This window comes from Delftia sp. UME58 (assembly GCF_014170385.1).
Lineage (GTDB): Bacteria > Pseudomonadota > Gammaproteobacteria > Burkholderiales > Burkholderiaceae_C > Comamonas > Comamonas acidovorans.
In genome coordinates, this window is the sequence record NZ_LZZV01000106.1 from 103,151 (window position 1) to 127,257 (window position 24,107).

Genomic DNA, 24,107 nt, shown 5'->3' on the forward strand with positions numbered 1-24,107 from the left:
CCAATGGGGGACGACACCTTCGGTGCGGGGCGGCCCTTCCTCGGTGTCTCTCGCTTGGACAACGCCAGTTCCATAGCGCTCTGCTCTATGGTTCATTGAAGAAAAGAGAACAAAGGAGACCTCCATGCCAGGACCGCTTGAAGGCGTGCGCGTTGTCGAGTTCGCGGGCCTGGGCCCGGGGCCGTTCTGCGCCATGCTGCTGGCCGACATGGGTGCCGAGGTGCTGCGCATCGCGCGGCCCGGCACGCCGGTCGATGCACAGGACATCACCACGCGCAGCCGCAGCCAGGTCGAGATCGACCTGCGCGGCGAGGAAGGCCAGGCCTCGGCCCTGGCGCTGATCGCACGCGCCGACCTGCTGATCGAGGGCTTTCGGCCCGGCGTGATGGAGCGCCTGGGCCTGGGGCCCGAGCCCTGCCTGGCGCGCAACCCGCGCCTGGTCTACGGTCGCATGACGGGCTGGGGCCAGCACGGGCCGCTGGCGCATGCGGCAGGGCATGACATCAACTACATCGCCATCTCCGGCGCGCTACACGCCATCGGCCGCGCTGGCGAGGCGCCCGTGCCGCCGCTCAACTACGTGGGCGACTTCGGCGGCGGCGGCATGCTGCTGGCCGTGGGCCTGCTGGCCGCCCTGCACGAGGCCGGGCGCAGCGGCCGGGGCCAGGTCATCGACGCGGCCATGACCGATGGCACGGCCCTGCTGTCGGCCTTCATGTACGGCTTCAAGGCCAAGGGCCAGTGGAGCAACCAGCGCGGAGAGAACCTGCTGGACGGCGGCGCGCACTTCTATGACACCTATGCCTGCGCCGACGGCAAATACATCGCCATAGGCGCCATCGAGCCGCAGTTCTACGCCGAGCTGCGCCAGCGCTGCGGCATACAGGACCCGCTGTTCGACGCGCAGCTGGACGCCGCACGCTGGCCCCTGCTCAAGCTGCGCCTGGCCGACGTGTTCCGCACGCGCACGCGCCAGCAATGGTGCGAGCTGCTGGAAGGCAGCGATGCCTGCTTCGCGCCCGTGCTCGACTGGGACGAGGCGCCCCAGCATGCCCACAACCGCGCGCGCGCCACGTTCACCGAGGCCGGTGGCGTGCTCCAGCCTGCGCCGGCGCCGCGCTTTTCGCGCAGCGTGCCCGAGCAGCCACGCCCACCGCGCGCCGCCAGCCTGCAAGACACGCTGGCGGCCTGGATTGCCCGCTCCTGAGGAAACGCCCATGCCCATGTATCTCACCCAGGCCATCCACAAGGGCCGCCGAGAAAAAGCCGATGCCACCGCCGCCATCTGCGGCAGCGAACAGGCCAGCTGGTCGCAACTGGCGCAGCGCGTGGAACGCTTCGCGGGCCTGCTGTGCGGGCAGGGCGTGGCGCCCGGCGACCGCGTGGGCATGCTGGGCCTGAACTCCATCCGCTACCTCGAGTACTTCTACGGCTGCTGGTGGGCGGGCGCCGTGGTCAATCCCGTCAACATCCGCTGGAGTGCGCACGAGGTGGCCTACTCGCTGGACGACTGCGACACGCGCGTGCTCTTCGTGGACGATGCCTTCGCGCCCCTGGTGCCCCGGCTGCGCGAGCTGTCCTCCAGCCTGCGCACCGTGGTGTTCTGCGGCACGGGCGCCGCGCCCGAAGGCGCGCTGCACTACGAGCAATTGCTGGCCGCCGCCACGCCCTGCGCCGACGCGCTGCGCAGCGGCAACGACCTGGCTGCCGTCATGTACACAGGCGGCACCACGGGCCGGCCCAAGGGGGTGATGCTCAGCCACGACAACCTGTTCATCAACGCCCTGTCCAATGCCAGCAACGTGCCGCGCCAGCATGTGAAGGTAGGCATGGTGGTCACACCCATGTTCCATGTGGCCGGCTGCGGCCTGGCACTGCTTATGGGACAGCGCCTGGTGCCCCAGGTCATCGTGCCGGCCTTCGACGAGCTGGCCATCCTGGACGGCATCCAGCAGCACGGCGTGAACGAGCTGTTCCTGGTGCCCACCATGATCCGCCGGCTGATCGAGCATCCGCGCCTGGCCGAATTCGACCTGTCCAGCCTGCGCCTCATGCTCTATGGCGCGGCACCCATCGATGCCACCTTGCTGGAGCGCGCCATGCAGTTGCTGCCCGGCGCCGACTTCGCCCAGGCCTACGGCATGACCGAGCTGTCGCCCACCATCGTGTCCATGGGCCCGGCCGAGCACCGTCCCGGCCCGCAGCGCGAACGCCTGCTGCGCGCGGCCGGCCGGCCCGTGACCATTGCCGAGGTGCGCATCGTCGATGGCGAGGGCCGCGAGCTGCCGCCCGGCGAGGTGGGCGAGATCACGGCGCGCGGCCCCATGGTCATGCAGGGCTACTGGAACAGGCCCGCCGAGACGGCCGCCGCGCTCAAGGACGGCTGGATGCACACGGGCGACATGGGCCGGCTGGATGCCGACGGCTACCTCTTCGTCGTGGACCGGCTCAAGGACATGATCGTCAGCGGCGGCGAGAACGTGTACTCGGCCGAGGTCGAGAACGCCATCGCCCAGCTGCCCCAGGTCGCCATGTGCGCCGTCATCGGCGTGCCCGACGAACGCTGGGGCGAGCGCGTGCACGCCGTGATCGTCGCGCGCGAGGGCCAGCCGCTGACCGAGGCCGAGGTCATCGCCCACTGCCGCGAACGCATCGCGGGCTACAAGTGCCCGCGCTCGGTGGAGTTCCGCGCCGAACTGCCGCTGTCGGCCGCCGGCAAGCTGCAGAAATTCCAGCTGCGCGAACCCTATTGGCAGGGCCGCGAGCGCCGCATCAACTGACCCCCACGAACCACCAGGCCACGCCATGCCACTGCAACTGACACGCTCCTGGAGCACCCCCGAGCTGGAAAGCCTGCGCGCCACCGCCGTGCGCTTTCTGGAAACCGAAATGCAGCCGCAGGACGAGGCCGCACGCCAGCGCGGCAACGTGGGCCATGCGATATGGCGCCGCGCCGGCGAGCTGGGCCTGCTGTGCACCGACATCCCCGAGGACTACGGCGGCGGCGGCGGCGACTTCCGCCACGAGGCCGTGATCCATGAGGAAATGGCGCGCCGCGCCCTCACGGGCATGAGCAACTCCGTGCACTCCATCGTGGCCCACTACCTGCTCAACCACGGCACCGAGGCGCAAAAGCGCAAGTACCTGCCGGCCATGGCACGCGGCGAGCTGGTGGGCGCCATCGCCATGACCGAGCCCGGCGCGGGCTCGGACCTGCAGGGCGTGCGCACGCGCGCAGAACTCAGGGACGGCCGCTACCGCATCAACGGCAGCAAGACCTTCATCACCAACGGCCTGCTGGCCGGCCTGATCCTCGTGGTCTGCAAGACCGACCCGGCCCAGGGCGCGCGCGGCACCTCCATCCTCATCGTGGAGACGCAGGACTGCGCGGGCTTTCGCGTGGGCCGCGTGCTCGACAAGATGGGCATGAAGGCCCAGGACACCTCGGAGCTATTCTTCGACGACGTGACCGTGCCGCAGGACGCGCTGCTGGGCGGGCGCGAAGGCCAGGGCTTCTACCAGCTCATGGGCGACCTGCCCTACGAGCGGCTGATCATCGGCCTGGCTGCCCTGGCCTGCATGGAAGGCGCCTACGAGGCCACGCTGGCCTACGTGCGCGAGCGCCGCGCCTTCGGCCAGGCCATTGCCGACATGCAGAACACCCGGTTCAAGCTCGCCGAGGTGGCAACCACCCTCACCGTGGGCCGCGCCTTCATCGACCGCTGCGTGGAGCAGCTGGTGGCCGGCACGCTGGACACGGCCACGGCCTCCATGGCCAAGCTCTGGGGCTCGGAAGCGCAGGGCCGGGTGCTCGACGAACTCGTGCAACTGCATGGCGGCTATGGCTACATGAACGAATACATGGTCACCCGCATGTACGCCGATGCGCGCGTGCAGCGCATCTACGGCGGCACCAGCGAAATCATGAAGGAAGTGATCTCGCGCGTGCTCTGACGCTCTGATCCCCTCGCGGCACCTAGCGCTGCCGCAGTCCCCCCTATCCCTTCCCCGGCAGCACAGGAGACAGCAGCCATGACCCTCGACGACCTCATCTACAAGCCCGGCCTGCTCAAGGGCGAACGCATACTCGTCACTGGCGGCGGCACCGGCCTGGGCCGCGTCATGGCCGAGGCCTTTCTCATGATGGGCGCCGACATCTACCTGTGCGGCCGGCGCGGCGCCGTGGTCGAGCAGACCGCCCAGGAGCTGGTGCAGCAGCACGGCGGCCGGGCCGTGGGCCATGCCTGCGACGTGCGCCAGCCCGAGGCCGTGGAGCAGATGATCGAGGCCATCTGGGCCGATGGCGGCGCGCTCACGGGCCTGGTCAACAACGCGGCCGGCAACTTCGTGAGCCGCACCGAGGACCTGTCCATGCGCGCCTTCGACGCCGTGGCCAACATCGTCATGCGCGGCAGCTTCAACCTCACGCTGGAGTGCGGCCGCCGCTGGCTGGCCGAGGGCCGCAAGGCCAGCGTGCTGTCCATCCTCACCACCTGGGTCTGGAACGGCTCGGCCTTCACCGTGCCCTCGGCCATGGCCAAGTCGGGCGTGCATGCCATGACGCAGTCGCTGGCCGTGGAATGGGGCAACCGGGGCATACGCTTCAACGCCATTGCGCCGGGCCTGTTCCCCACCGAAGGCATGAGCGCGCGCCTGAACCCGCAGGGCGGCGAGCATGTGCGCGCCGACAACCCCATGGGACGCAACGGCCGCATGCCCGAACTGGCCAACCTGGCCGTCTTTCTCATGAGCCGCCATGCCGAGTACCTGACGGGACAGACCATCGCCATAGACGGCGGACAATACCAGGCGACGGGCGGCAACTTCGCCGGGCTGGCCAGCTGGAGCGACCAGGACTGGGCGAATGCGCGCAGCGCCATCGAATCGCGCAACGCGGCCGACCGCCAGCAAAGAACCGCATAGACACAAGGAGACAAGCCATGAACCAAGAACGCGTGCGCATATCGGTGGACCACGGCGTGGCCGAGGTGACCCTGGCCCGGCCCGACAAGATGAATGCGCTGGACCCCGCCATGTTCGACGCACTGATCGACGCATTGGCGCGGCTGCGGGACACGCCCGGGTTGCGCGCCGTGGTGCTGCATGGCGACGGGCGCGCCTTCTGCGCGGGCCTGGACATGGGCAGCATGGCCGGCATTGCCGACGGCCAGCAGACCGCCGACATGGCCGATCTGTCGCGGCGCACGCATGGCATGGCCAACCGCTTCCAGCAGATCTGCTGGGGCTGGCGCCAGTTGCCCGTGCCCGTGATCGCCGCCGTGCACGGCGTGGCCTACGGCGGCGGCCTGCAGCTGGCGCTGGGTGCGGACATCCGCCTGGTGGCCGAGGATGCGCGGCTGTCCATCATGGAAATCAAATGGGGACTGGTGCCCGACATGGCCGGCTGCGCGCTGGCCGCGCCGCTGGTGCGCGGCGATGTGCTGCGCGAGCTGGTCTACACCGGCCGCATCGTGCCCGGCCCCGAGGCCGTGGCCCTGGGCCTGGCCACGCGCGTGAGCCACGCTCCGCTGGAGGAAGCGCGCCACCTGGCTCGCCAGATCGCGGCCAGTAGCCCGCACGCCATGCGCGCGGCCAAGCGGCTGATGCAGCTCAGCGAAACGGCGTCGCCCCAGGACATCCTGCTGGCCGAGGCGCAGGAGCAGCAGGCCCTGCTGGGCAGCCCCAACCAGGCCGAAGCCGTGCGCGCCGGCCTGGAAAAGCGGGTGCCGGTATTCAGCGATCAAGGCCTTTAGACACCATTTGAAACAGCCGTCGGACCCTGCATCGGGGTCCGGCGCAGCCATCCGCAAATACCCTTATTCGACGCCCTTTCGCCACTGCGCTGATTTTTTAGGCATTCCGTGGAAAGCCTTGCAGGGCGCGGATTCGGCAAGTTACACCCGGAGTTTTCCACAACTCCGTCCACACGCACCGGGGATAAAAACCCGGTGCCCGAGGGGCATGCAAGTGCAGGCATACTTGACGGCTCGCCTCGGCTTTCCCTCTCTTTCCCCATGCCCCGCCTGCACGCTCCCAGCAAGGATGACAGCCGCCTGCTGCCGCCTTTTGCAGCCCTGCCCGAGCGCTGCATCCACGTGCCCGCCACCGACGCCGAATTCGCGGCCGCACGCGCGGCGCTGATGGCAGCGCCCGTGCTCGGCTTCGATACCGAGAGCAAGCCGCTGTTCCACGCCCGCCAGACCGACACCGGCCCCCATGTGGTGCAGCTGTCCACCTGCGACCAGGCCTGGCTGCTGCAGCTGCAGCATGCACAGGCACGCCAGCTGGCGGCCGACGTGCTGGCCAGCGAAGCCATCTGCAAGGCCGGTTTCGGGCTGGACCATGACCGCAGCGCGCTGCCCGCGCGCCTGGGTGTTGCACTGCACAACGTGATCGACCTGGACCGCGTGTTCAAGCGCCACGGCTATGCCAGCTCGGTAGGAGTGCGCGCGGCCGTGGCCCTGGTGCTGGGGCAGAACTTCCACAAGTCCAAGAAGATCTCCACCTCCAACTGGGCTGCACCGCAGCTGAGCCTGGCCCAGCGCCACTACGCGGCCAACGACGCCCACGGCGCCGCCATGGTGCATGCCGCCCTGCCCGCCTGGGAACAGCGCCAGCCGGCCGTGGCCGAACGCCCGGCCAGGCCCGCCAGGCCTGCGCCCGAACCCCGCGGCCCCGGCAGCTCCAGCGGCCCGCAGGGACCACGCAGGCCCCACGCGCCACGCGAGCAGGACGCACCGCATATGTCGCACGAGCCGCACGCGCCGCACGAGCCAGATGCACCGCGCGAGTCCAGCGCCCCACGCCCATCGCCACGCCCGTCCCGCACCCCACGCCTGCTGCAGGCGCCGGTCACACCGGGCAAGCCAAGCCCTGGCTAAGCCCCTTCCTCCTGCGGCACCAGCCGCACCCGGTCGCGGCCTGCACGCTTGGCCTCGTAGAGCATGGCGTCGGCACGCGCCAGCGCCTGCTCCAGCGTCTGGCCCTGCGCCATCCAGGCCACGCCAAAGCTGGCCGTGATGCGCATGTCGTCGGGCAGCGCGCTGAAGCCCATCAGGCGCAGCTGGGTCTGTATGCGCCGTGTGATCAATTGCGCGGCCAGCGGATCGGCGTGCGGCAGCAGGGCCACGAACTCCTCCCCGCCAAAGCGTGCAACCAGGTCCTGCTGGCGCGTGCTGCGAAGCAGCAGGCGCGCAAAACGCTGCAGCACCTCGTCGCCCGCCGCATGGCCCCAGCCATCGTTGACGCGCTTGAAATGGTCCAGGTCGCAGACCAGTACGGCGGCCGACAGCTGGGGCTGCTCGGCCCGCCGGTGCTGCACGGCCTCCTTGAAGGCGCGCCGGTTCAGCAGCCCGGTCAGCGGATCGCGGTCGCGCTCCTTGTGCAGCTCCTGCACGGTGTCGCGCACCGCCACTGCCAGAAACAGCATGGCAAACAGAAGGCCGAACACCAGCAGGCTCAGCTGCATCGCCATCCACGAGGAAGAAATGCCCAGCCATTCGCCGGCCACGCTGGCCGTGACCGGATTTGCGCGCGGCACCGCCCACAGCGCACGCACGAAAAAACTCAGGGCAAAGGCCACGAACACCCACAGCAGCAGCCGGTCCCAGCCTGTGCAGGGCTGCCGGGGCGGCAGCCGCCACAACGGCAGGGCCAGTTGCAGCCCCAGGCCGAAATTGAGCACATGCTGGCGCGCCTGCGCATCGGGCACGGCCCAGGCGTAGTAGCCCAGCACCAGCAGCACCGCGCCGCCGAAGCCGGCCGCCAGCGGTGCATCCGGGCCCACGCCCTGGCGTATGGCCATGGCCTCGGTGACGAACCAGGCCGCGCATAGTTGCAGCGCGGCCGTCGTCAACACATTGACGGGAACGGCCGCGGGCCGCTCAAGGATCTGCAGCAGCAGCGCCAGGCTGAAGCCGGTGAAGGCGAACGACATGCTGCGCAACTCGCGCCGGGCACGCAGATGCCGCCAGCAGACATAGAAACAGCCGGCCAGCAGCAAGGTGCACAGGGGCACCGCCAGCGCCAGAAGATGTCTTGCTGTCAACGTCACCATCAACTCCCTGATGGAGTCTAGCGATCCGGTCACGTTGTCGCACACCGTTAACAAAATTACACAATCACTCACAGCCCGGATGCCGTGAGGGCAGGCAGATCCGGTCGCGGCCGGACAGCCCTGCATACTGGCATGTGCGCGCCGCATATGTTCGTAACCAACGCATCGTTGGACGCGTCAGGCAGGCAGGCCACAATGCCAACCGTCCTCCGCTTGCAACAACCTCAGGACTTGCGCAAACAGGATGCGAGAACGCGCCGCGCCCCATGGCACATCGCACGCCTCTGCCCTTGTTGCGTAAGCCGTCACCAGAAAGGCAACTCTCCATGCGCATTGAAACCCTGGCCGTCCACGCCGGCTACTCGCCCGACCCCACCACCAAGTCGGCCGCCGTGCCCATCTACCAGACCGTGGCCTACGCCTTCGACAGCGCCCAGCATGGCGCCGACCTGTTCGACCTCAAGGTGGCCGGCAACATCTACACGCGCATCATGAATCCGACCACCGACGTGCTGGAAAAGCGCGTCGCGGCGCTGGAAGGCGGCATTGCCGCCGTGGCCGTGGCCTCGGGCATGGCCGCCATCACCTATGCCATCCAGGCGATTGCCGAGGCCGGCGACAACATCGTCTCGGCCAGCACACTGTACGGCGGCACCTACAACCTGTTCGCCCACACCTTCCCGCAGCAGGGCATCACCGTGCGCTTTGCCGATCCGCGCGACCCGGCCAGCTTCGCCCAGCACATCGATGGGAAGACCAAGGCCATCTTCATCGAGTCCATCGGCAACCCGCTGGGCAATGTCACCGACATCCGCGCGCTGGCCGACGTGGCCCACGCCCATGGCGTGCCGCTGATCGTGGACAACACCGTGCCCAGCCCCTATCTGCTGCGCCCCATCGAGCACGGCGCCGACATCGTCGTGCACTCGCTGACCAAGTACCTGGGCGGCCACGGCAACAGCGTGGGCGGCGCCGTCGTGGACAGCGGCAAGTTCCCCTGGGCCGAGCACAAGACACGCTTCAAGCGCCTGAACGAGCCCGATGTCAGCTACCACGGCGTGGTCTACACCGAGGCCCTGGGCGAGGCCGCCTACATCGGCCGCGTGCGCGTGGTGCCGCTGCGCAATACCGGTGCCGCACTGTCGCCGCACAACGCCTTCCTGATCCTGCAGGGCATAGAGACGCTGGCCCTGCGCATGGACCGCATCTGCGAGAACACCCAGAAGATCGCCGAGACGCTGCAAAAGCATCCCAAGATCGAATGGGTGCGCTACGCCGGCCTGCAGGACCACCCCGACCACGCACTGGTGAAGAAGCAGCTGGGCGGCCGCGCCTCGGGCATCCTCTCGTTCAGCCTCAAGAACGGCAGCGGCGACAGCGACACGCGCGCCGCCGGTGCGCGCTTCCTGGACGCGCTGCAGCTGTTCACGCGCCTGGTCAACATCGGCGATGCCAAGTCCCTGGCCACGCACCCGGCATCGACCACGCACCGCCAGCTTGATGCCGAGGAGCTTGCCAAGGCCGGCGTGACCGAAGGCATGGTGCGCCTGTCCGTGGGCATCGAGCACATCAGCGACCTGCTGGCCGACCTGGAGCAGGCGCTGGACAAGGTCTGAGACGCCGTCAGGGCCTGCGCGAGCGCTCGCGCAGTTCCTGCGAGGAGTAGAAGATCAGCGGATCCGGCGTGCGCTGCGGATTGGCGCAGGGCTCGATGGCATGGCCGCGCGGCGGGGCGCAGCGTGCCAGGTCACGCAACTGGGCCTGGGTGCGTTCGGCGTGGCGTGCGGCGGTCTCGCCTTCGGAGGGGCGGCTGCCGGGCACGATCAGGCGCAGTTCCATCTTGCGGATGGCCGGCTCCACGGCGTACGTGCCCTGGAACTGCAGCACCACGCGGCGCCCGGGCAGGTCCACCGTGGCCAGCACGGCACGCATGGGCACGGGAATCATCGCTCCCGACTGGTAGCGCACCAGCACAAAGGGCGCAAAGGGCTCGGGCAGCTTCAATGCCAGTGTCTGGCCCTTGCCGTTGCCGTTACGCCCATCGGCTCGCACGCGCAGTTGCCCGCCATCGGGCAGATAGCGGTCCAGCCGCCAACCCGTGGCCACGCGCTGCGCGCCCACACAGGGCGCGTAGTAATACTCGGTGGCGTCGGCATCCTTGCCTGTGTAGAGCATCTGGGCGCCCTCGTGCTCGGTCAGCGCCTTGGTGCCCACATCCGCGCCGTCCGCCTGGGCGCCGACCAGCGTGCCGCCGCGTACGAACACACCCGTGTACGGGAACCAGGTAGTGCGCTGGTTGGCCACGGCGCCATAGGGCTTGCATTCGGTGGACATGCTCTGGTCCTGCATGTCGGCATGGGGGGCCACGGGCTCGCCGCCCTGCCCGCCGCCCTGGTCGGCCAGGCTCAGGCGGCCATCGGCCTCGATGGTGAAGGTGGCCTTGGCCACCATGGAGTAGTAGCGGCCGGCTGCGTCTTCGCCGATCAGCAGCAGGCTGGGCAGGGGCGTGAGGTTGGCGACCTCGGGCTCGGCGCGTGGCGTGTCGGCCGGGGCCTGGGCAGGCACCTGGGGCCGGGGCTGGTCCTGTGGCTGGCTGGGCGCCGGTGCCTGGGGCGGCGCAGTGGCGCAGCCGGCAAGGACCAGGGACAGCGGCATGGCAAGAACAAGCGAACGCAACAACATGGAACTCCCTCGGATCATTGAGGCCGACGATGCTACTGCATGCGCCGGCGCGCGATGCAATGCCAGGCAACGCGGCACGGGTAGGCTCAGGCCAGGTCCCTTGCCAGCCGCAGGCCGGTCATCTGCCAGCGCGCCTGGGTGGGGAAGAAATTGCGGTAGCTGGCGCGCGCATGGCCGGGCGGCGTGAGGCAGGAGCCGCCACGCAGCACGTACTGGTTGACCATGAACTTGCCGTTGTACTCACCCACCGCGCCCTCGGCCACCACAAAGCCCGGGTAGGCGGTGTAGGCCGACTGGGTCCACTCCCAGACCTCGCCCAGCGCATGGCTGCCGGGCTGCATGGTGCGCGGGTGCACGGGGCCCGGTGGCTCGCCGTGCTGCGGGCGCTGCGCCATCTGCGCGGCAAGGGCCGCCTCCCATTCCGCCTCGGTGGGCAGGCGCGCGCCAGCCCAGCGCGCATAGGCATCGGCCTCGAAGTAAGAGAGGTGGCAGACGGGCCTGCGCCCGTCCAGCGCCAGCGCGCCATGCAGGCTGAATTCCTGCCATATGCCGTCCAGCACGCCACCGGCCTGGCGCCGCCAGTACCACGGATGCTCCAGCTGCTGCGCGCAGCGCCAGTCCCAGCCTTCGGCCAGCCACCACTGCGGCTGGGCATAGCCGCCATCCTTGACGAAGCGCAGGAACTCGGCATTGCTCACGGGCCGCCGCGCCATCTCGCAGCCCTGCAGGAACACCTCGTGGCGCGGGCGCTCGTTGTCGAAGGCAAAGCCCTCGCCCGCATGGCCCACGGCGTGCATGCCGCGCGGCACGGTCAGCCATTGCAGCGGCGGGGGCAATCCATCGGGCTCTTGCGGCGCAGGCACGCCCTCCTCCTGCGCCCGGTAGGCAGGCCACAGCGGGTGGCAGGACAGCAGGTGCTTGATGTCGGTCAGCAGCAGTTCCTGGTGCTGCTGCTCATGCTGCAGGCCCAGCTCCAGCAGCGCGGCCAGCCGTGCAGGCGGCTGCATGCCCCAGTCCTCGAACATCTGCAGCATGCGCTGGTCCACGGCCTCGCGATAGGCCAGCACCCGCGCCAGCGAAGGGCGCGTCAGCAGCCCGCGCTGCGCACGCGGATGCCGCTCGCCCACCTGCTGGTAGTAGGAGTTGAACAGCACGCGAAAGTCGGCATCGAAGGGCGGCACGCCGGGCGCATGCTCGGCCAGCACAAAGGTCTCGAAGAACCAGGTGGTATGCGCCAGATGCCATTTGGCCGGGCTGGCGTCTGGCATGGACTGCACGCAGGCATCCTCGGCCGACAGGGGCGCGGCCAGCAGCACGGTGCTCTGGCGCACGGCCTCGTAGCGCTGCACCCAGCGGAAGACGGCGGGCATTTCACGCATGGGCATGGATGACGGCAAACCACTGGCGCTCATCCGTCCAGATCTGGCAGGGCCCGAAGCCCGCGCAGGCCAGCATGCCGAGGAATTCGGGCAGCGGGTACTTGTAGCTGTTTTCGGTGTGGATGGTCTCGCCGGCCGAGAAATGCCGCAGCCCCTGCGGCCAGCCCACGATCAGCGGCCTGCGCGCGCGCAGGTGCATCTCGATGCGCGAATGCTCGGCGTTGAAGAAGGCCACATGCTCCCAGTCGTCCGGGTTGAAGTCGCTGCCCAGCAGGCTGTTGACGTGGCTGAGCAGGTTCAGGTTGAAGCGCGCCGTCACGCCCTGGGCATCGTCATAGGCGGGCTCCAGCCATTGCGTGGACTTGGGCAGGTCTATGCCAATCAGCAGGCCACCGTCGTCGTTGACCATGGCACGCATCTGGCCCAGCATGCGCCGGGCCTGTACCGGATCGAAATTGCCGATGGAAGAGCCCGGATAGAACAGCAGCCGCCCGGCCTGCGGGATATGGGGCGGCAGGGTCAGCGGCTCGGTGATGTCGGCCGTGACGGCATGGGCCTGCAGTTGCGGAAATTCCTCGGCCAGCCGCCGCACGGACTGGCGCAGGAAAGCGCCCGCAATGTCCACGCCCACGAAATGCCGTGGCCGCAGGCTGCGGCACAGGCCGCGGACCTTCTCGCAATTGCCGGCGCCCAGCTCGATCAACACCTCGCTGCCGCGCAGGGCCTCGGCCATGGCGGCGCCCGAGTCGGCCAGGATGGCGGCCTCGGTGCGCGTGGGGTAGTACTCGGGCAGCCGTGTGATCTGCTCGAACAGGTCGCAGCCGCGCGCGTCGTAGAGGTATTTGGGGGAAACCTGGGCCTGGGGCTGCATCAGCCCGTGCTGCAGCTCGGCGCGGGTCGCGCGCAGTGCGTGGTCCGCCCATTCCGGGGCCGCCTCGCGCCTGCCGCCCTGGGCGGGCGCACGGGGCGCCGAAGGCAAAGGCAGCGGCACGCGCTGGGCGCGCGATGCCAGGGCAGAGGAAGACACGGTAGGTTCGTGGGCAGACAGCATGGTGGGGGCCTCGCGTTGTGCGCCGCCCGCCGCAGCATGGTGAATGCCGCATCCCGGCTTGCAGCAGGGCGCGGTCGCCAAGGGGCGGACAGCCAATGGTGACTGACGCCTGCCAACGGCAAGCGAGCCTCGCAAGACTCGCACCGGCAGGCCGAGGCACCAGCCTAGGCGCCTGCCCCGGGCATGCGGGTAGGACAGTTTCCCCCGCGCGTGATTTTTTCGTGACCTGTCCGGTGGTGCGCCGCAGCATGCCCGAAGCAGGCCAGGGCGCCGGTCGGGACGAAAAAAATCCGGTATGCCGCGAACGGCATACCGGACCAAGTACCCATCCTTGCCTCACTACGCGCTGCCGGATGAAGCAGCGCGTGCCTCGCTCATGATCCGGAGATCAGAAGCGATAGCCCAGTCCCACACCGACCAGCACCGGGTTCACCTTGAAGGTGCCCACCTTGGTGCCGGCGGAGCTCACGTCCGTTTCAATGAAGACTTTCTTCACGTCGAAATTCAGCGACCAGTTCTTGTCCAGCGCGTAGTCGAAACCGATCTGCAGCGCGCCGCCGAAACTGTTCTTCTTGATCGAGGGGTTCAGCGCGGCCTGCACGGCAGGGTCGAAGCTCACGCTCGAAAAGCGGGTGTAGTTCACACCGGCGCCGACGTAGGGCTTGAAAGCGCCGAAATTGGTGAAGTGGTATTGCGCCAGCAGCGTGGGCGGCAGGTGCTTGAGGCTGCCGATCTGGCCCAGGCCGTTGGCACGCAGGTCGTGCTTTTGCGGGTAGGTCAGCACCAGCTCGGCCGCGATGTTGGGCGTGAAGAAGTAGGACACGTCCAGTTCGGGCATCCACTTGTTGTTGATCGACAGGCCCAGACCCGTGCTGTCCTTGTTGGCGCTGTCCAAATTCACGGCGCGCACGCGCACCATCCAGGGGCCTTCGGCCTGCTGCGCAAACGCGGCACCCGACGACAGGGCGCAAACGGCAGCAACGGCGAGCAGAGTTCTTTTCATGATGGAGAGTCTTGGAGTAGCCCGGGGCAAATCCCGTAGCTGTATTGCATCAGGGGCGGGCAAGGCCGGTCTTGTCCTAGCTCAAATCCGAAGGTGGGCGCCGCCGCATGGCCGGATCGCGTTGGATGCATGCAACGCATCGCACTGCAGGCCAGCGGCAACCGATGCGAGGTGACTGGCTTGAGGTTGGAGCTGCGATGCCGTGGCTGCATCGCTTCCATGACTACATGCTCACTGGATGCATGCTGTTGCGCCTCGGCGATGTCCTGGACTTTGCGCCGTCTGCATTGGTCAAGGAGATGGAAAAGCGCATGAAGGTGATCGGCCAGGGCGGCGATACGGCCAGCGCCTGACTGCTTTCGCCATGAAGGGAAGCCGGCCGCTGGAGCGCCGGGCCGGCATAAGCAAAGACGCAGATGCCGCTTGCACGGCCGTGCAATACGCACTAATTTGGAGGGCCGGCCCGGCCATCGGCGCCGACGGCAGACTCTGCACGTACCCATCCCTACCCGCCTCTTTCATGACCACCCTCAAGCTCTACTACGCGCCCGGCACTTGCGCCCTGGCCTCCCGCATCGCCCTGATCGAAGCCAATGCGCCCCACGAAGTCATCAAGCTCGACTTCCCCAAGGGCGAGCAGCGCAGCCCCGAATACCTGGCCATCAATCCCAAGGGCCGCGTGCCCGCCCTGGTGACCGAGCGCGGCGTGCTCACCGAAACGCCGGCCCTGCTCGCCTACGTCGCGCGCCGCTTCCCCGAGGCCCGGCTCGCTCCGCTCGATGATGCCTATGCCTTCGCCCACATGCAGGAGTTCCACGGCTACCTGTCCTCCACCGTGCACGTGGCCCACGCCCACGGCCGGCGCGCGGGCCGCTGGGCCGACGACGAACCGGCCATTGCCTCCATGCAGCGCAAGGTGGCGGCCAACATGGCCGAGTGCTTTGGCGTGATCGAGCGCCATTACCTGGGCGATACACCCTGGGTGCTGGGCTCCGACTATTCCGTGGCCGACGCCTATCTGTTCACCATTGCCGGCTGGCTGGAGGGCGACGGCGTGGACATCGCCGGCTTCCCCAAGGTACAGGCGCACTTCAAGCGCATGGGCGAGCGTGCTGCCGTGCGCGGGGCGCTGGGGGGCTGAGAGGGGGAGGCTGCCCGCGATACCCGCAATGAAGGTGCTTGGTCAGGTATCTATCGCAGGTTTGCGGCAGATGCCGTTCACTTGCCGATTCATCGGGAAGGAACGCTGGCGCGCAATGCCTTGCCCACATCGGCAGCGCCTCGGCCAGCACCTGGCTGCGGAAGGCCTCCGGCAAGGCACTGGGCGTCAGCCCATCGACCGACACGCCCAGCAGGCGCTGCAGTTCCTCCTGGATGGCGGCCTCATCCATCAGGGTCGCACGGTGGGACTCGACCACATGGCGAATCCCGGTACGGTTCAAAGCCAGCGCTTCGGAAGGTTTCATGCATTCCTCGCCATGCATGGCCATCGCACAGCAGATGCCGCGTCGAGTGCATCCACTCCAGGTCGCCGGGTCAAAGCGCCTCGCAACCGCCTTGGCACATCCGCCAAATTCAACAGAAAACCCAGCATCTCCGAAAGCCATTCGTAAATTTTCCTTGGCAGTCCACCAAGCCCCGAGCCTCTACCGCCGTCCCCAAGCCTTGCCTACAGTCGCCAGGACAGGCAGGGGCGTTGCACAAGGCGGCGCCTTTTCGCCATTCCAGAAACGACGGATTCAGACGACAGGGCGGAGCATGCAAAGACAAGCCAGGGTGATTGCCATCAACAACCAGACGGGGCTCATCGGCCTGCAGCCGGAGGGAGAGGACAGCTGCGTGCTGGCGCAGCAGCTCGATACCCGCCCCGTGAATACGGGCCAGATGCTGTCAGGGGAGATGGACAGCGTGGGCATGGAGACGTTTGTGAACGCGCAGACGCAGGACCGCATCGAGGTCTTTGTCGAGGCCTACGGGTTGTCTCCAGAGGCGGTGGAACTGGCGATGCGCTGAGTTGGCTGGAGGGTGCTGGAACTGATGCTGGCGCTGGCGCCGGTGCGGCAGTCTCAGGGCCGCGCCCACTGCGCCAGCATGTGCCGCGCCAGGGCCTCGACATCCAGCGGAGACCGGGGGTCCACCGCCAGCTCTCCCAGCATCACCATGGCCTCGGGGATCTGGTTGCGCTCGCGCAGCAGCACGGCCTTGTCCAGCAGCAGAAAGCCACGGGTCTCGGCATCTGGGTCGGCCTTCAGGCCGCTGTCCAGCAGGGCGAGACGTTTTGCGGGATCGTCCTCCAGATGGGCGACGGTCTTCCAGGCGGGAGCGAAGCCGGGCGTCTCGCGGGTCATGGCCAGCGCGGCCTGGCGCGCCTTGTCGCGGTCGGTTTCCCACTCCAGGGCAAGGTAGCGCAGATAGGTGCCTTGGGGGAGCTTGCCATCGCGCTCCATGCGCAGGCTGTGCACGGCCGTCTTGGCGGTGAAGAAGCCCCTGGGCGCCAGTGCATCGACGCGCCGGTAATGCCGATAGGCCGCATCGAAGTCCTTTTGCAGCAGGTAGGTGAATGCGGCGTCGTAGACGGGATAGGGCCAGCGGGGCGCCAGCTTCGAGGCGGTCTCGAAATGTGCCAGGGCGGCACGGTGATCGCCGCTGTGCCCGGCAGCGCGGCCCAAGGCATGGGCATCGCGCGCGGCCTGGCTGACGGGTTTGGCGGAGGGCAGCTCCCAGCTGAAGCGGCCATCGGCCTTGTCCAGGTCGCTGCGCCTGAGCACGCGACCGGCGCTGTCCTTGAACACGATGTCGTCGGCCGCCAGGGCGGATGCGGGCGCCAGCAGCTGCAATGCCAGGGCCACAGCGGCCAGCAGGGGAAACGTCATGGTGTGTCTAGCCTTGTTCGGAAGCCCCGATATTAGGGCGCCGCCGCCGTATTGATGGCGGACACCGATGCAACGACAGAGGCAGCCGCAGCAGGCCGCTCCCTGGCCTGGCTGCGCTTGCGGGCCAGGTGATTCATTTGCCATTCCAGCGACTCGGTGTCGAAGTCGAAGGCGTCGAGCAAGGCAATGGCCTTTCTGGCCTCCCTGAAGTCGATGTCCGTGATGGGCGGGCTGTGCCTCAGCGACAGGTCGTGCTTGAGCAGCCACTCCTGCAGATCGGTCAGGGCGATGATGGAGACGCCCTGGTTGATGAGCTGTGACGCGCTGACCTGCGCGAGCATGGCCGGCGTCAGTTGCCTGGACGAGCGCAGGCCCAGCACCTGCTTGAGCTTGGCCACCAGCGGCGTGCGCAGCTCGAACTGGGGCAGGCCCTCGAAGTGGACCAGGGATTCGAGGTAGAGATCTGGCTCCGCGTGTATGGCGGCCAGGTCGTTGGGCAGATGCAGCAGCTCGCAGATGCGGTTGAGCGCCGTGCGTGCACGCTCGGTGCTGAGTTTCTCGGCCCTGCCCGCCTGCGCGAGCGTGCAGCCGGCGATGACGGACCGCAGCACCCTGGCCTTGGTGAGATTGGAAATCATGGACCCCCCCGATGAACACCCAGGGACCGGTGCGGATACGAATTCAGCCGCCCGGTCCCGACAACGGCTCCGCTGCGGCGCTGGACCGCTGTCGGAGCCTCGGCGGCCGGCAGGCGCAAACACATTGCGCCGCCGCCAAGGAACAGGAGGACGCCTGGCCCTGCGGAGTTCCAGGCAAATGCATGTGCTTGCGCCCACAGTCAAATGCGATGCGCTGAAGCGCAAATTCCATGCAAGCGGGGGCCTGCCGGCCCCCGTGGCGTGCCTTGCCGACTGCAGGGCCGGCCGGCGATGTTGCCGCAACTCAGTGGCGGCGCAGGCGCTTGATGCCTTCGACAGCTGCCAGCACGATGGCGCCGGCCACGATGCCGGCCACCGCGTTGAGCACATTGACGGCCAGCACCCGCCACAGGCCGCCCAGCGCGCCCTGGGCCACGGCCTCGCCCAGGCCCTCCACGGCGTGGTGCAGCGCAGGCACGCCGTGCACGAGGATGCCGCCACCCACCAGGAACATGGCGGCCGTGCCCGCAACGGACAGCCCCTTCATCAGCCAGGGCGCGGCGGCGACGATGCCCCGGCCCAGCGCGCGGGCAGCGGCGCTGGCACGCTGGCCCAGCCACAGTCCCAGGTCATCGAGCTTGACGATGCCGGCCACCAGGCCATAGACGCCCACGGTCATGATGAGGGCAATGCCCGCCAGCACGGCCACCTGCTGCCCGAACGGCGCCGAGGCCACGGTGCCCAGTGTGATGGCGATGATCTCGGCCGAGAGGATGAAGTCCGTGCGCACGGCGCCCTTGATCTTGTCCTTTTCCATGGCGACGAGGTCCACGCCCGCATCGGCATTGGCCTGGGTCAGGCGCTCGCGCTCCACGGCATCTTCCTCGGGCGAATGCAGGAATTTGTGGGCCAGCTTCTCGCAACCCTCAAAGCACAGAAAGGCACCTCCGACCATGAGCAGCGGCGTGACAGCCCAGGGAATGAAGGCGCTGATCAGCAGCGCCGCAGGCACCAGGATGGCCTTGTTGATCAGCGAGCCCTTGGCCACGGCCCAGACCACGGGAATCTCGCGCTCGGCCCGCACGCCCGTGACCTGCTGGGCGTTGAGCGCCAGGTCATCGCCCAGCACGCCCGCCGTCTTCTGCGCGGCCACCTTGGTCATGACGGACACATCGTCGGCCATGGCCACGCTCTTGCGTGCCGCGACCTTGGTCATGAGGGCCACGTCGTCCAGGATCGCTGCAATATCGTCCAGCAGCATCAGCAAACCAGCACCAGCCATCGCATTACTCCAGTGAATTGTTCGGGGAACTTCTTTTTGCCCGGGCGCCATCATGGGGCCTGGGCATGTCCTGCCCATGTAGGAGATGCCCGGCGGCCAGCCCGGTCACGGGGCCGACCGGCCGTCCGTCACTTGCTGGTCTTGAAGCCCTGCCCTGCCGCCCAGGCCGCCACGTCGTCGCGGCGGATGGCGGCGGCCATGAGCTGCGGGAAGGCGTCCGGCGTGCACGCGAACGAGGGCACGCCCAGCGCGGCCAGCTTGGCGGCCAGTTGCGCGTCGTAGGCAGGCGCGCCTTCGTCGCTGAGTGCCAGCAGGGTGATGAACTGCACGCCCGACTCCACCAGTTCGGAGGCGCGGCGCAGCAGGCCGCTTTCCACACCACCTTCATAGAGGTCGGAGATGAGCACGACGATGGCGTTGCGCGGCTCGCTGATCAGGCCCTGGCAGTAGCCTACGGCACGGTTGATGTCGGTGCCGCCACCCAGCTGCACGCCGAACAGCACGTCCACGGGGTCGGAGAGCTTGTCGGTCAGGTCCACCACCGCCGTGTCGAAGACCACCAGCTTGGTACTGACGGCCGGCAGGCTGGCCATGACGGCACCGAAGATGCTGGAGTAGACGACGGAGTTGGCCATGGAGCCGCTCTGGTCTATGCACAGGATGACTTCGCGCTGCGGGCGGCGCGCCTTGCGGCCGTAGCCGACCAGGGTCTCGGGCACGATGGTGCGGTAGTCGGGCTGCCAGTGGCGCAGGTTGGCGCGGATGGTGCGGTTCCAGTCGATCTCGGAGTGGCGCGGACGGCGGTTGCGCTGGCTGCGGTCCAGCGCGCCCGAGACGGCGCTGCGCATGGGCTCTTCCAGGCGGCGCATGAGGTCGTCCACCACCTTGCGCACGACGATGCGCGCGGTCTCCTTGGTGTTCTGCGGGATGACGGAGCCCAGGGAGATGAGGTCGGCCACCATGTGCACGTCGGGCTGCACATGCTCCAGCATTTCGGGCTGGAGCATGAGTTCGCGCAGGTTCAGGCGCTCCATGGCGTCGCGCTGCATGACCTGCACGACCTGGCTGGGAAAGTACTTGCGGATGTCGCCCAGCCAGCGCGCCACGCTGGGCGAGGAGTTGCCCCGCCCGCCGCGGCGCGAGAGGCCGCCGTCCTTGTTGTCCTCTTCGTAGAGCGCGGCCAGGGCCTTGTCCATCTCGTCGATGGAGCTGCCCTTGGGGCCCAGCCCGCCGCAGCTGGCCTCGGACGGCTGGCCCAGCACCAGGCGCCAGCGTTGCAGGCGGGTGGTGGGCTGGGGGGCGGTCTCCTGGGGGTCGGCGCCGGCAAGGGATGCATCGTTCACGGTGGCAGCGGTGTTCATGGCTGGGCCTCCTGCGGGCTGGACAGCAGTTGCGCGGGCAGGTTCAGGCCCAGCAGTTGATCGAGTACGGGAATGGCGAGCACGGCACGCGCCTCGTTCCAGGCGCCGTCGTCCCCATCGCCTGCCGCGCCTGCGGCACCTGCGGATGCTGCCGCCACGGCCGCACTGCCCTGCCCGCGCCGGGCCTTTTCGCCCAGGCTCTGGCGGTCATGGTTGGAGAAGGCCGAGAAGCTGCGGCGCACCAGGGGCAGGATCTGGGTGAACTGGGTCTCGCCCAGCTGCGCCAGCCAGGCATCGACGGCGCCCCAGATGGCGTCGTCGTGCAGCAGCACCAGGGCCTGGCGGTTGAGAAAGCCGTCCAGCCAGGCGGCGGCGTCCAGCGGCGGCACGCCCAGCGAGAGATTGCGGCCCAGTTGCGTGGCCACGGCCTCGCTGTCCAGGCGGTGGGCATCGAGCAGCAGGCGGCAGGCCGCGCCGCGCAGCAAGGCGGCGCCCGCGTCGCCCATGGCAATGCTGCGCAGGGCGCCGAACCAGGCTTCGCGCGGCTCCTCGGCATCGCGCAGGCGCAGGGCCTCGTGGGCCTGCAGCACCCTGGCCTGCATGTGTCTTGCAGCGTCCTCGTCCAGCGCCATGCAGGCCAGGGGCAGGCCGATGGCGGCGCGCAGCGCCATGCTGTCGATCACCGTGGCCAGGGCCTGGGTGTCGGTCTGGCGCACGCTGCCGTAGCGCAGCACATTGGCCAGCGGCGGCAGCGCCTGCATGAGCTGGGAGACGTCGCCGGTGCTGGCCGAGCGGTCGGCCAGGTCCTGCATGAGGGCATCGACCAGGTGCGGCAGATCGGCCAGCAGGGCGTCGTCGATGGTCTGGGCCAGCTCGGGCAGCGGGGTCTCGGGCGTCAGCGCCTGGCGCACCTTGGCCGCGGCGGCCTGCACCAGGGTGCCGCCGTAGCGGCTGGCCTCGATGATGCGCACGGCCAGCTCGGGCTCCCACTGCAGCTGCCAGCTTTCGCGGAAGGTGCCGCGGTTGCGCTGCTGGTCGGTGGTGACGCTGCCCCACTCTATGCCCAGCAGGCGCAGGCGGTGCAGGAAGTGGCTGCGTTCGCGGTCCGTGTCCTTGCGCAGGTCCAGGGCCAGGACCTTGGCGGCCGCCTCGGGCTTGAGGCGCAGGCTTTTTTGCTGTTGCTCGATGTCGCGCTGCAGCGGCACCTGGGGCACGTCGGCGGGCACGCCGCCGATGCGGTCGCCCACGCTGAGTTCGCGCTCGATCAGGCGCAGCGGCGTGCGCTCGCCCATGCTGATGACGGTGACGATGGCCTCGTCCAGCTCGGGCAGGCCGGGGCTGGCGTGGCCGCGCAGGGCCGCCAGGCTTTCGGCCAGGCGCGTGGCTTCGATGATGTGGGCGCTGGAGCAGTCCAGGTCCTTGGAGCGCAGCAGATGGGCCACGCGCGCCAGCCAGCCGACGGTGCGCTGGGTGCTGCCGCGTGCCGGGTCGGCAGCAGGTGCGGACTGGAGCAAGGACTCGGGCACAGGCTCGGAGCAGCGCCACAGATGTTCATACCAGCCCGGCGAATCCACGCCCGCGCCATAGCCGCTGGACGAGCACAGGTTGCGGTAGGTCCAGGGCGCCCAGGTGGCCTGGACCTTGGCCTTGGGCAGGCCCTTGAGCGTGGCGGCATCGGCCTTGGCGGTGACCTGGGCCTGCAGGGCGGGCACATGCCATGCGCCGCAGACCACGGCAATGCGCTGGTGGCCGGCCTTGACGGCCTCGCGCATGCACTGGCGCATCCAGGCTTCGCGCAGCGCCTCGCGCCGGGCATGGCGTGCGCCGCGCACTTCGTTGGGCAGCTCGGCGCGCACCACGGCCATGGCTTCGGCAATGCCCTCGAACAGGGTGGCGCCGTCGCCGCGCTCCTCGACCATGCGGTTCCACCAGCTTTCGCCGTCGGGGTAGCCTGCGGCCTCGGCCAGCAGGTCCAGCGGATCGTGCCAGTCCTGCGGGGATGGTGCCGAGGGATCGACGGCAAGGTCGGCAGCCGGCACGGACTGCGTGGTGTCGTCGCGGTCCAGGGCCTCGGCGGCATTGCTCTGGAGCTGGCTGCCGTCTGCCGCAGCGGCGACGGAGTCGGAGCCCGAGTCGGCATCTGCATCTGCATCCTGGCCTCCATCGGCCGCATCCGCGCCTGCATCAGCTGCATCTGCTGCCGCCGCCTCGGCCCGGCGCCGTTCCTGCTCGGCCATGTCCAGCGCCATGCGGTGGGTCTGGGGCAGGTCGATGAAACGCGTGGCCACGCCCTGGCGCGCCGCCCATTGCAGGGCCTGCCATTCGGGCGAGAACTCGGCATAGGGATAGAAGGCGGCATGGGCCGGGCTGTCCTGCACATAGACCAGCATGGCCACGGGCGGCTGCAGGTCGGCATGCTGCAGCATGGGCAGCAGGGACTCGCCCTCGGGCGGGCCCTCCACCAGCAGGCAGTCGGGCTGCAGCTGCTCCAGGGCCTGCAGCAGGCTGCGCGCGCAGCCCGGGCCATGGTGGCGGATGCCGAAGAAATGAAGCGGATTGGCAGAGGTGGCCATACGGGAAGTGCGCAGGAGATGCGCAGAAGATGCGGTCGGTCAGCGGTGCGGGAGTGCGGGCTTCAGAGCTGCTCGCGGCAGGCGCGGTACAGGTCCTTCCAGTCGCTGCGTTCCTTGACCACGGTCTCCAGGTATTCCTTCCAGACCACGCTGTCCTGCACCGGGTCCTTGATCACGGCGCCCAGCAGGCCCGAGGCCACATCGCCCGCGCGCAGCACGCCGTCGCCGAAATGCCCGGCCAGCGCCATGCCGCTGTTGATGACCGATATGGCCTCGGCCGTGGACAGCGTGCTGCTGGGCGACTTGACTCGCACGGTCTTGCCGTCTTCGGTCTGGCCGTTGCGCAGCTCGCGGAAGATCTGCACCACGCGGCGCACTTCCTGCAGGGCCGGCGGCTCGGCGGGCAGGGCCAGGGCGCGGCCCTGCTCGGCCACGCGCTTGGTGACGATCTGCACCTCTTCGTCCTGCGAGGCCGGCACGGGCAGGATGACGGTGTTGAAGCGGCGCTTGAGCGCACTGGACAACTCGTTCACGCCCTTGTCGCGGTTGTTGGCCGTGGCGATGACCGAGAAGCCCTGCACGGCCTGCACTTCGCTGCCCAGCTCGGGCACGGGCAGGGTCTTTTCGGACAGAACGGTAATCAGCGTGTCCTGCACGTCGGCGGGGATGCGGGTCAGCTCTTCGATGCGGGCGATCTTGCCCAGCTTCATGGCGTTGACCAGGGGGCTGGGAATCAGCGCCTTCTCGGACGGGCCGTGGGCCAGCAGCTGGGCGTAGTTCCAGCCGTAGCGCAGCTGCTCCTCGCTGGTGCCGGCCGTGCCCTGCACCAGCATGGTGGAGTCGCCGCTGACGGCGGCCGACAGGTGCTCGGACACCCAGGACTTGGCCGTGCCGGGCACGCCGTACAGCAGCAGGGCGCGGTCGGTGGCCAGGGTGGAGACGGCGATTTCCATCAGGCGCGGATTGCCGATGTACTTGGCGCTGACCTCGAAGCCGTTGCCGAGCTTGCCGCCCATCAGGTACTGGAGCACGGCCCAGGGCGAGAGTTTCCAGTTGGGCGGACGCGGACGGTCGTCCACCTTGCGCAGGGCTTCGAGTTCTTCGGCGAATTGCTGTTCGGCATGCTGGCGCAGGACTTGGCTCATGGTGTGCTTCCGGGAAGGGGTAAGGGTTGGATTCGGTTCGGTTCGGGGTATGCGGCAGGACGGG

General features: G+C 68.7%; 22 protein-coding genes. 10 read left to right on the forward strand and 12 right to left on the reverse strand.

The annotated features are described in order from the left end of the window. Positions 1 to 124 precede the first annotated feature (124 nt). The 6 genes from A9976_RS28115 (at position 125) to A9976_RS28140 (ending at position 6,881) form a co-directional block, all read left to right on the forward strand. Entirely contained in the window at positions 125 to 1,207 is a 1,083-nt protein-coding gene (locus A9976_RS28115) for a CaiB/BaiF CoA-transferase family protein (RefSeq protein WP_183021693.1), read from the forward strand. 10 nt (positions 1,208 to 1,217) lie between these two features. Next, the gene (locus A9976_RS28120) at positions 1,218 to 2,780 is read left to right on the forward strand and encodes a long-chain-fatty-acid--CoA ligase (protein ID WP_183021694.1); all 1,563 of its coding nucleotides are present in this window, start codon (positions 1,218 to 1,220) and stop codon (positions 2,778 to 2,780) included. Between the two features lie 25 nt (positions 2,781 to 2,805). Further along, a complete protein-coding gene (locus A9976_RS28125) occupies positions 2,806 to 3,954 on the forward strand; it encodes an acyl-CoA dehydrogenase family protein (protein ID WP_183021695.1) in 1,149 nt (382 codons plus the stop codon). Between the two features lie 78 nt (positions 3,955 to 4,032). After that, positions 4,033 to 4,923, forward strand: a complete 891-nt coding sequence (locus A9976_RS28130) for an SDR family oxidoreductase (RefSeq protein WP_183021696.1) — start codon at positions 4,033 to 4,035, stop codon at positions 4,921 to 4,923. Between the two features lie 17 nt (positions 4,924 to 4,940). Continuing rightward, positions 4,941 to 5,753 carry a crotonase/enoyl-CoA hydratase family protein gene (locus tag A9976_RS28135; RefSeq protein WP_183021697.1) on the forward strand — a complete coding sequence of 271 codons (813 nt, stop codon included), beginning with the start codon at positions 4,941 to 4,943 and terminating at the stop codon, positions 5,751 to 5,753. 261 nt (positions 5,754 to 6,014) lie between these two features. Continuing rightward, positions 6,015 to 6,881 (forward strand): 3'-5' exonuclease, encoded by an 867-nt coding sequence (locus A9976_RS28140; protein ID WP_183021698.1) that lies wholly within the window; start codon positions 6,015 to 6,017, stop codon positions 6,879 to 6,881. Here A9976_RS28140 and A9976_RS28145 read toward each other — a convergent pair. Then, positions 6,878 to 8,056, reverse strand: coding sequence for a diguanylate cyclase (locus A9976_RS28145; RefSeq protein WP_183021699.1), 1,179 nt, complete (start codon positions 8,054 to 8,056; stop codon positions 6,878 to 6,880). The two genes, A9976_RS28140 and A9976_RS28145, sit on opposite strands and share 4 nt — an antisense overlap. 326 nt (positions 8,057 to 8,382) lie before the next feature. On the opposite strand from A9976_RS28145, the gene A9976_RS28150 reads away from it, so the two are divergent. Continuing rightward, the gene (locus tag A9976_RS28150; protein WP_183021700.1) at positions 8,383 to 9,672 is read left to right on the forward strand and encodes an O-acetylhomoserine aminocarboxypropyltransferase/cysteine synthase family protein; all 1,290 of its coding nucleotides are present in this window, start codon (positions 8,383 to 8,385) and stop codon (positions 9,670 to 9,672) included. Between the two features lie 7 nt (positions 9,673 to 9,679). On the opposite strand, the gene A9976_RS28155 is transcribed toward A9976_RS28150, so the two are convergent. From A9976_RS28155 to A9976_RS28170, 4 genes are all read right to left on the reverse strand, one after another. Next, positions 9,680 to 10,738 carry a hypothetical protein gene (locus tag A9976_RS28155; RefSeq protein WP_183021701.1) on the reverse strand — a complete coding sequence of 353 codons (1,059 nt, stop codon included), beginning with the start codon at positions 10,736 to 10,738 and terminating at the stop codon, positions 9,680 to 9,682. A gap of 86 nt (positions 10,739 to 10,824) precedes the next feature. Beyond that, positions 10,825 to 12,123 (reverse strand): ergothioneine biosynthesis protein EgtB, encoded by a 1,299-nt coding sequence (gene egtB, locus A9976_RS28160; RefSeq protein ID WP_183021702.1) that lies wholly within the window; start codon positions 12,121 to 12,123, stop codon positions 10,825 to 10,827. Beyond that, positions 12,110 to 13,168, reverse strand: coding sequence for an L-histidine N(alpha)-methyltransferase (gene egtD, locus A9976_RS28165; protein ID WP_183021703.1), 1,059 nt, complete (start codon positions 13,166 to 13,168; stop codon positions 12,110 to 12,112). Before egtD ends, egtB begins: the two co-directional genes overlap by 14 nt. A gap of 388 nt (positions 13,169 to 13,556) precedes the next feature. Further along, positions 13,557 to 14,171: an OmpW family protein gene (locus tag A9976_RS28170; RefSeq protein ID WP_012206635.1), complete on the reverse strand. Its 615-nt coding sequence runs from the start codon at positions 14,169 to 14,171 to the stop codon at positions 13,557 to 13,559. Positions 14,172 to 14,368: 197 nt separating this feature from the next. Here A9976_RS28170 and A9976_RS28175 point away from each other — a divergent pair, with 197 nt between their 5' ends. Together A9976_RS28175 and A9976_RS28180 are read left to right on the forward strand one after the other, a co-directional pair. Next, entirely contained in the window at positions 14,369 to 14,524 is a 156-nt protein-coding gene (locus tag A9976_RS28175; protein WP_183021704.1) for a hypothetical protein, read from the forward strand. Positions 14,525 to 14,691: 167 nt separating this feature from the next. Further along, a complete protein-coding gene (locus tag A9976_RS28180; RefSeq protein ID WP_183021705.1) occupies positions 14,692 to 15,312 on the forward strand; it encodes a glutathione S-transferase family protein in 621 nt (206 codons plus the stop codon). On the opposite strand, the gene A9976_RS31985 is transcribed toward A9976_RS28180, so the two are convergent. Next, the gene (locus A9976_RS31985; RefSeq protein ID WP_409049561.1) at positions 15,263 to 15,637 is read right to left on the reverse strand and encodes a hypothetical protein; all 375 of its coding nucleotides are present in this window, start codon (positions 15,635 to 15,637) and stop codon (positions 15,263 to 15,265) included. The two genes, A9976_RS28180 and A9976_RS31985, sit on opposite strands and share 50 nt — an antisense overlap. 292 nt (positions 15,638 to 15,929) lie before the next feature. Between A9976_RS31985 and A9976_RS28190 the strand changes: the two genes are divergently transcribed. Continuing rightward, positions 15,930 to 16,184, forward strand: coding sequence for a hypothetical protein (locus tag A9976_RS28190; protein ID WP_183021706.1), 255 nt, complete (start codon positions 15,930 to 15,932; stop codon positions 16,182 to 16,184). A gap of 53 nt (positions 16,185 to 16,237) precedes the next feature. On the opposite strand, the gene A9976_RS28195 is transcribed toward A9976_RS28190, so the two are convergent. From A9976_RS28195 to A9976_RS28220, 6 genes are all read right to left on the reverse strand, one after another. Further along, complete coding sequence (locus A9976_RS28195; RefSeq protein ID WP_183021707.1) at positions 16,238 to 17,044, reverse strand: lipopolysaccharide assembly protein LapB; 807 nt, start codon at positions 17,042 to 17,044, stop codon at positions 16,238 to 16,240. A gap of 32 nt (positions 17,045 to 17,076) precedes the next feature. Next, positions 17,077 to 17,682 (reverse strand): hypothetical protein, encoded by a 606-nt coding sequence (locus tag A9976_RS28200; RefSeq protein ID WP_183021708.1) that lies wholly within the window; start codon positions 17,680 to 17,682, stop codon positions 17,077 to 17,079. 304 nt (positions 17,683 to 17,986) lie between these two features. Continuing rightward, on the reverse strand, positions 17,987 to 18,964 hold the full coding sequence (locus A9976_RS28205; RefSeq protein WP_183021709.1) for a DUF808 domain-containing protein: 978 nt from the start codon (positions 18,962 to 18,964) through the stop codon (positions 17,987 to 17,989). Positions 18,965 to 19,092: 128 nt separating this feature from the next. Beyond that, positions 19,093 to 20,325, reverse strand: coding sequence for a VWA domain-containing protein (locus tag A9976_RS28210; RefSeq protein WP_183021710.1), 1,233 nt, complete (start codon positions 20,323 to 20,325; stop codon positions 19,093 to 19,095). Then, positions 20,322 to 22,898, reverse strand: a complete 2,577-nt coding sequence (locus tag A9976_RS28215; RefSeq protein ID WP_183021711.1) for a DUF5682 family protein — start codon at positions 22,896 to 22,898, stop codon at positions 20,322 to 20,324. The genes A9976_RS28210 and A9976_RS28215 overlap by 4 nt, the downstream gene beginning before the upstream one ends. Positions 22,899 to 22,960: 62 nt before the next feature. Further along, positions 22,961 to 24,043: an AAA family ATPase gene (locus tag A9976_RS28220; RefSeq protein WP_183021712.1), complete on the reverse strand. Its 1,083-nt coding sequence runs from the start codon at positions 24,041 to 24,043 to the stop codon at positions 22,961 to 22,963. Positions 24,044 to 24,107 lie beyond the last annotated feature (64 nt).

Bases quoted from the DNA above. Each gene is read 5' to 3' on its own strand.
- A9976_RS28115 (WP_183021693.1), top strand. From the start codon at position 125: ATGCCAGGACCGCTTGAAGGCGTGCGCGTTGTCGAGTTCGCGGGCCTG.
- A9976_RS28120 (WP_183021694.1), top strand. From the start codon at position 1,218: ATGCCCATGTATCTCACCCAGGCCATCCACAAGGGCCGCCGAGAAAAA.
- A9976_RS28125 (WP_183021695.1), top strand. From the start codon at position 2,806: ATGCCACTGCAACTGACACGCTCCTGGAGCACCCCCGAGCTGGAAAGC.
- A9976_RS28130 (WP_183021696.1), top strand. From the start codon at position 4,033: ATGACCCTCGACGACCTCATCTACAAGCCCGGCCTGCTCAAGGGCGAA.
- A9976_RS28135 (WP_183021697.1), top strand. From the start codon at position 4,941: ATGAACCAAGAACGCGTGCGCATATCGGTGGACCACGGCGTGGCCGAG.
- A9976_RS28140 (WP_183021698.1), top strand. From the start codon at position 6,015: ATGCCCCGCCTGCACGCTCCCAGCAAGGATGACAGCCGCCTGCTGCCG.
- A9976_RS28145 (WP_183021699.1), bottom strand. From the start codon at position 8,056: ATGGTGACGTTGACAGCAAGACATCTTCTGGCGCTGGCGGTGCCCCTG.
- A9976_RS28150 (WP_183021700.1), top strand. From the start codon at position 8,383: ATGCGCATTGAAACCCTGGCCGTCCACGCCGGCTACTCGCCCGACCCC.
- A9976_RS28155 (WP_183021701.1), bottom strand. From the start codon at position 10,738: ATGTTGTTGCGTTCGCTTGTTCTTGCCATGCCGCTGTCCCTGGTCCTT.
- egtB (WP_183021702.1), bottom strand. From the start codon at position 12,123: ATGCCCATGCGTGAAATGCCCGCCGTCTTCCGCTGGGTGCAGCGCTAC.
- egtD (WP_183021703.1), bottom strand. From the start codon at position 13,168: ATGCTGTCTGCCCACGAACCTACCGTGTCTTCCTCTGCCCTGGCATCG.
- A9976_RS28170 (WP_012206635.1), bottom strand. From the start codon at position 14,171: ATGAAAAGAACTCTGCTCGCCGTTGCTGCCGTTTGCGCCCTGTCGTCG.
- A9976_RS28175 (WP_183021704.1), top strand. From the start codon at position 14,369: ATGCCGTGGCTGCATCGCTTCCATGACTACATGCTCACTGGATGCATG.
- A9976_RS28180 (WP_183021705.1), top strand. From the start codon at position 14,692: ATGACCACCCTCAAGCTCTACTACGCGCCCGGCACTTGCGCCCTGGCC.
- A9976_RS31985 (WP_409049561.1), bottom strand. From the start codon at position 15,637: ATGAAACCTTCCGAAGCGCTGGCTTTGAACCGTACCGGGATTCGCCAT.
- A9976_RS28190 (WP_183021706.1), top strand. From the start codon at position 15,930: ATGCAAAGACAAGCCAGGGTGATTGCCATCAACAACCAGACGGGGCTC.
- A9976_RS28195 (WP_183021707.1), bottom strand. From the start codon at position 17,044: ATGACGTTTCCCCTGCTGGCCGCTGTGGCCCTGGCATTGCAGCTGCTG.
- A9976_RS28200 (WP_183021708.1), bottom strand. From the start codon at position 17,682: ATGATTTCCAATCTCACCAAGGCCAGGGTGCTGCGGTCCGTCATCGCC.
- A9976_RS28205 (WP_183021709.1), bottom strand. From the start codon at position 18,964: ATGGCTGGTGCTGGTTTGCTGATGCTGCTGGACGATATTGCAGCGATC.
- A9976_RS28210 (WP_183021710.1), bottom strand. From the start codon at position 20,325: ATGAACACCGCTGCCACCGTGAACGATGCATCCCTTGCCGGCGCCGAC.
- A9976_RS28215 (WP_183021711.1), bottom strand. From the start codon at position 22,898: ATGGCCACCTCTGCCAATCCGCTTCATTTCTTCGGCATCCGCCACCAT.
- A9976_RS28220 (WP_183021712.1), bottom strand. From the start codon at position 24,043: ATGAGCCAAGTCCTGCGCCAGCATGCCGAACAGCAATTCGCCGAAGAA.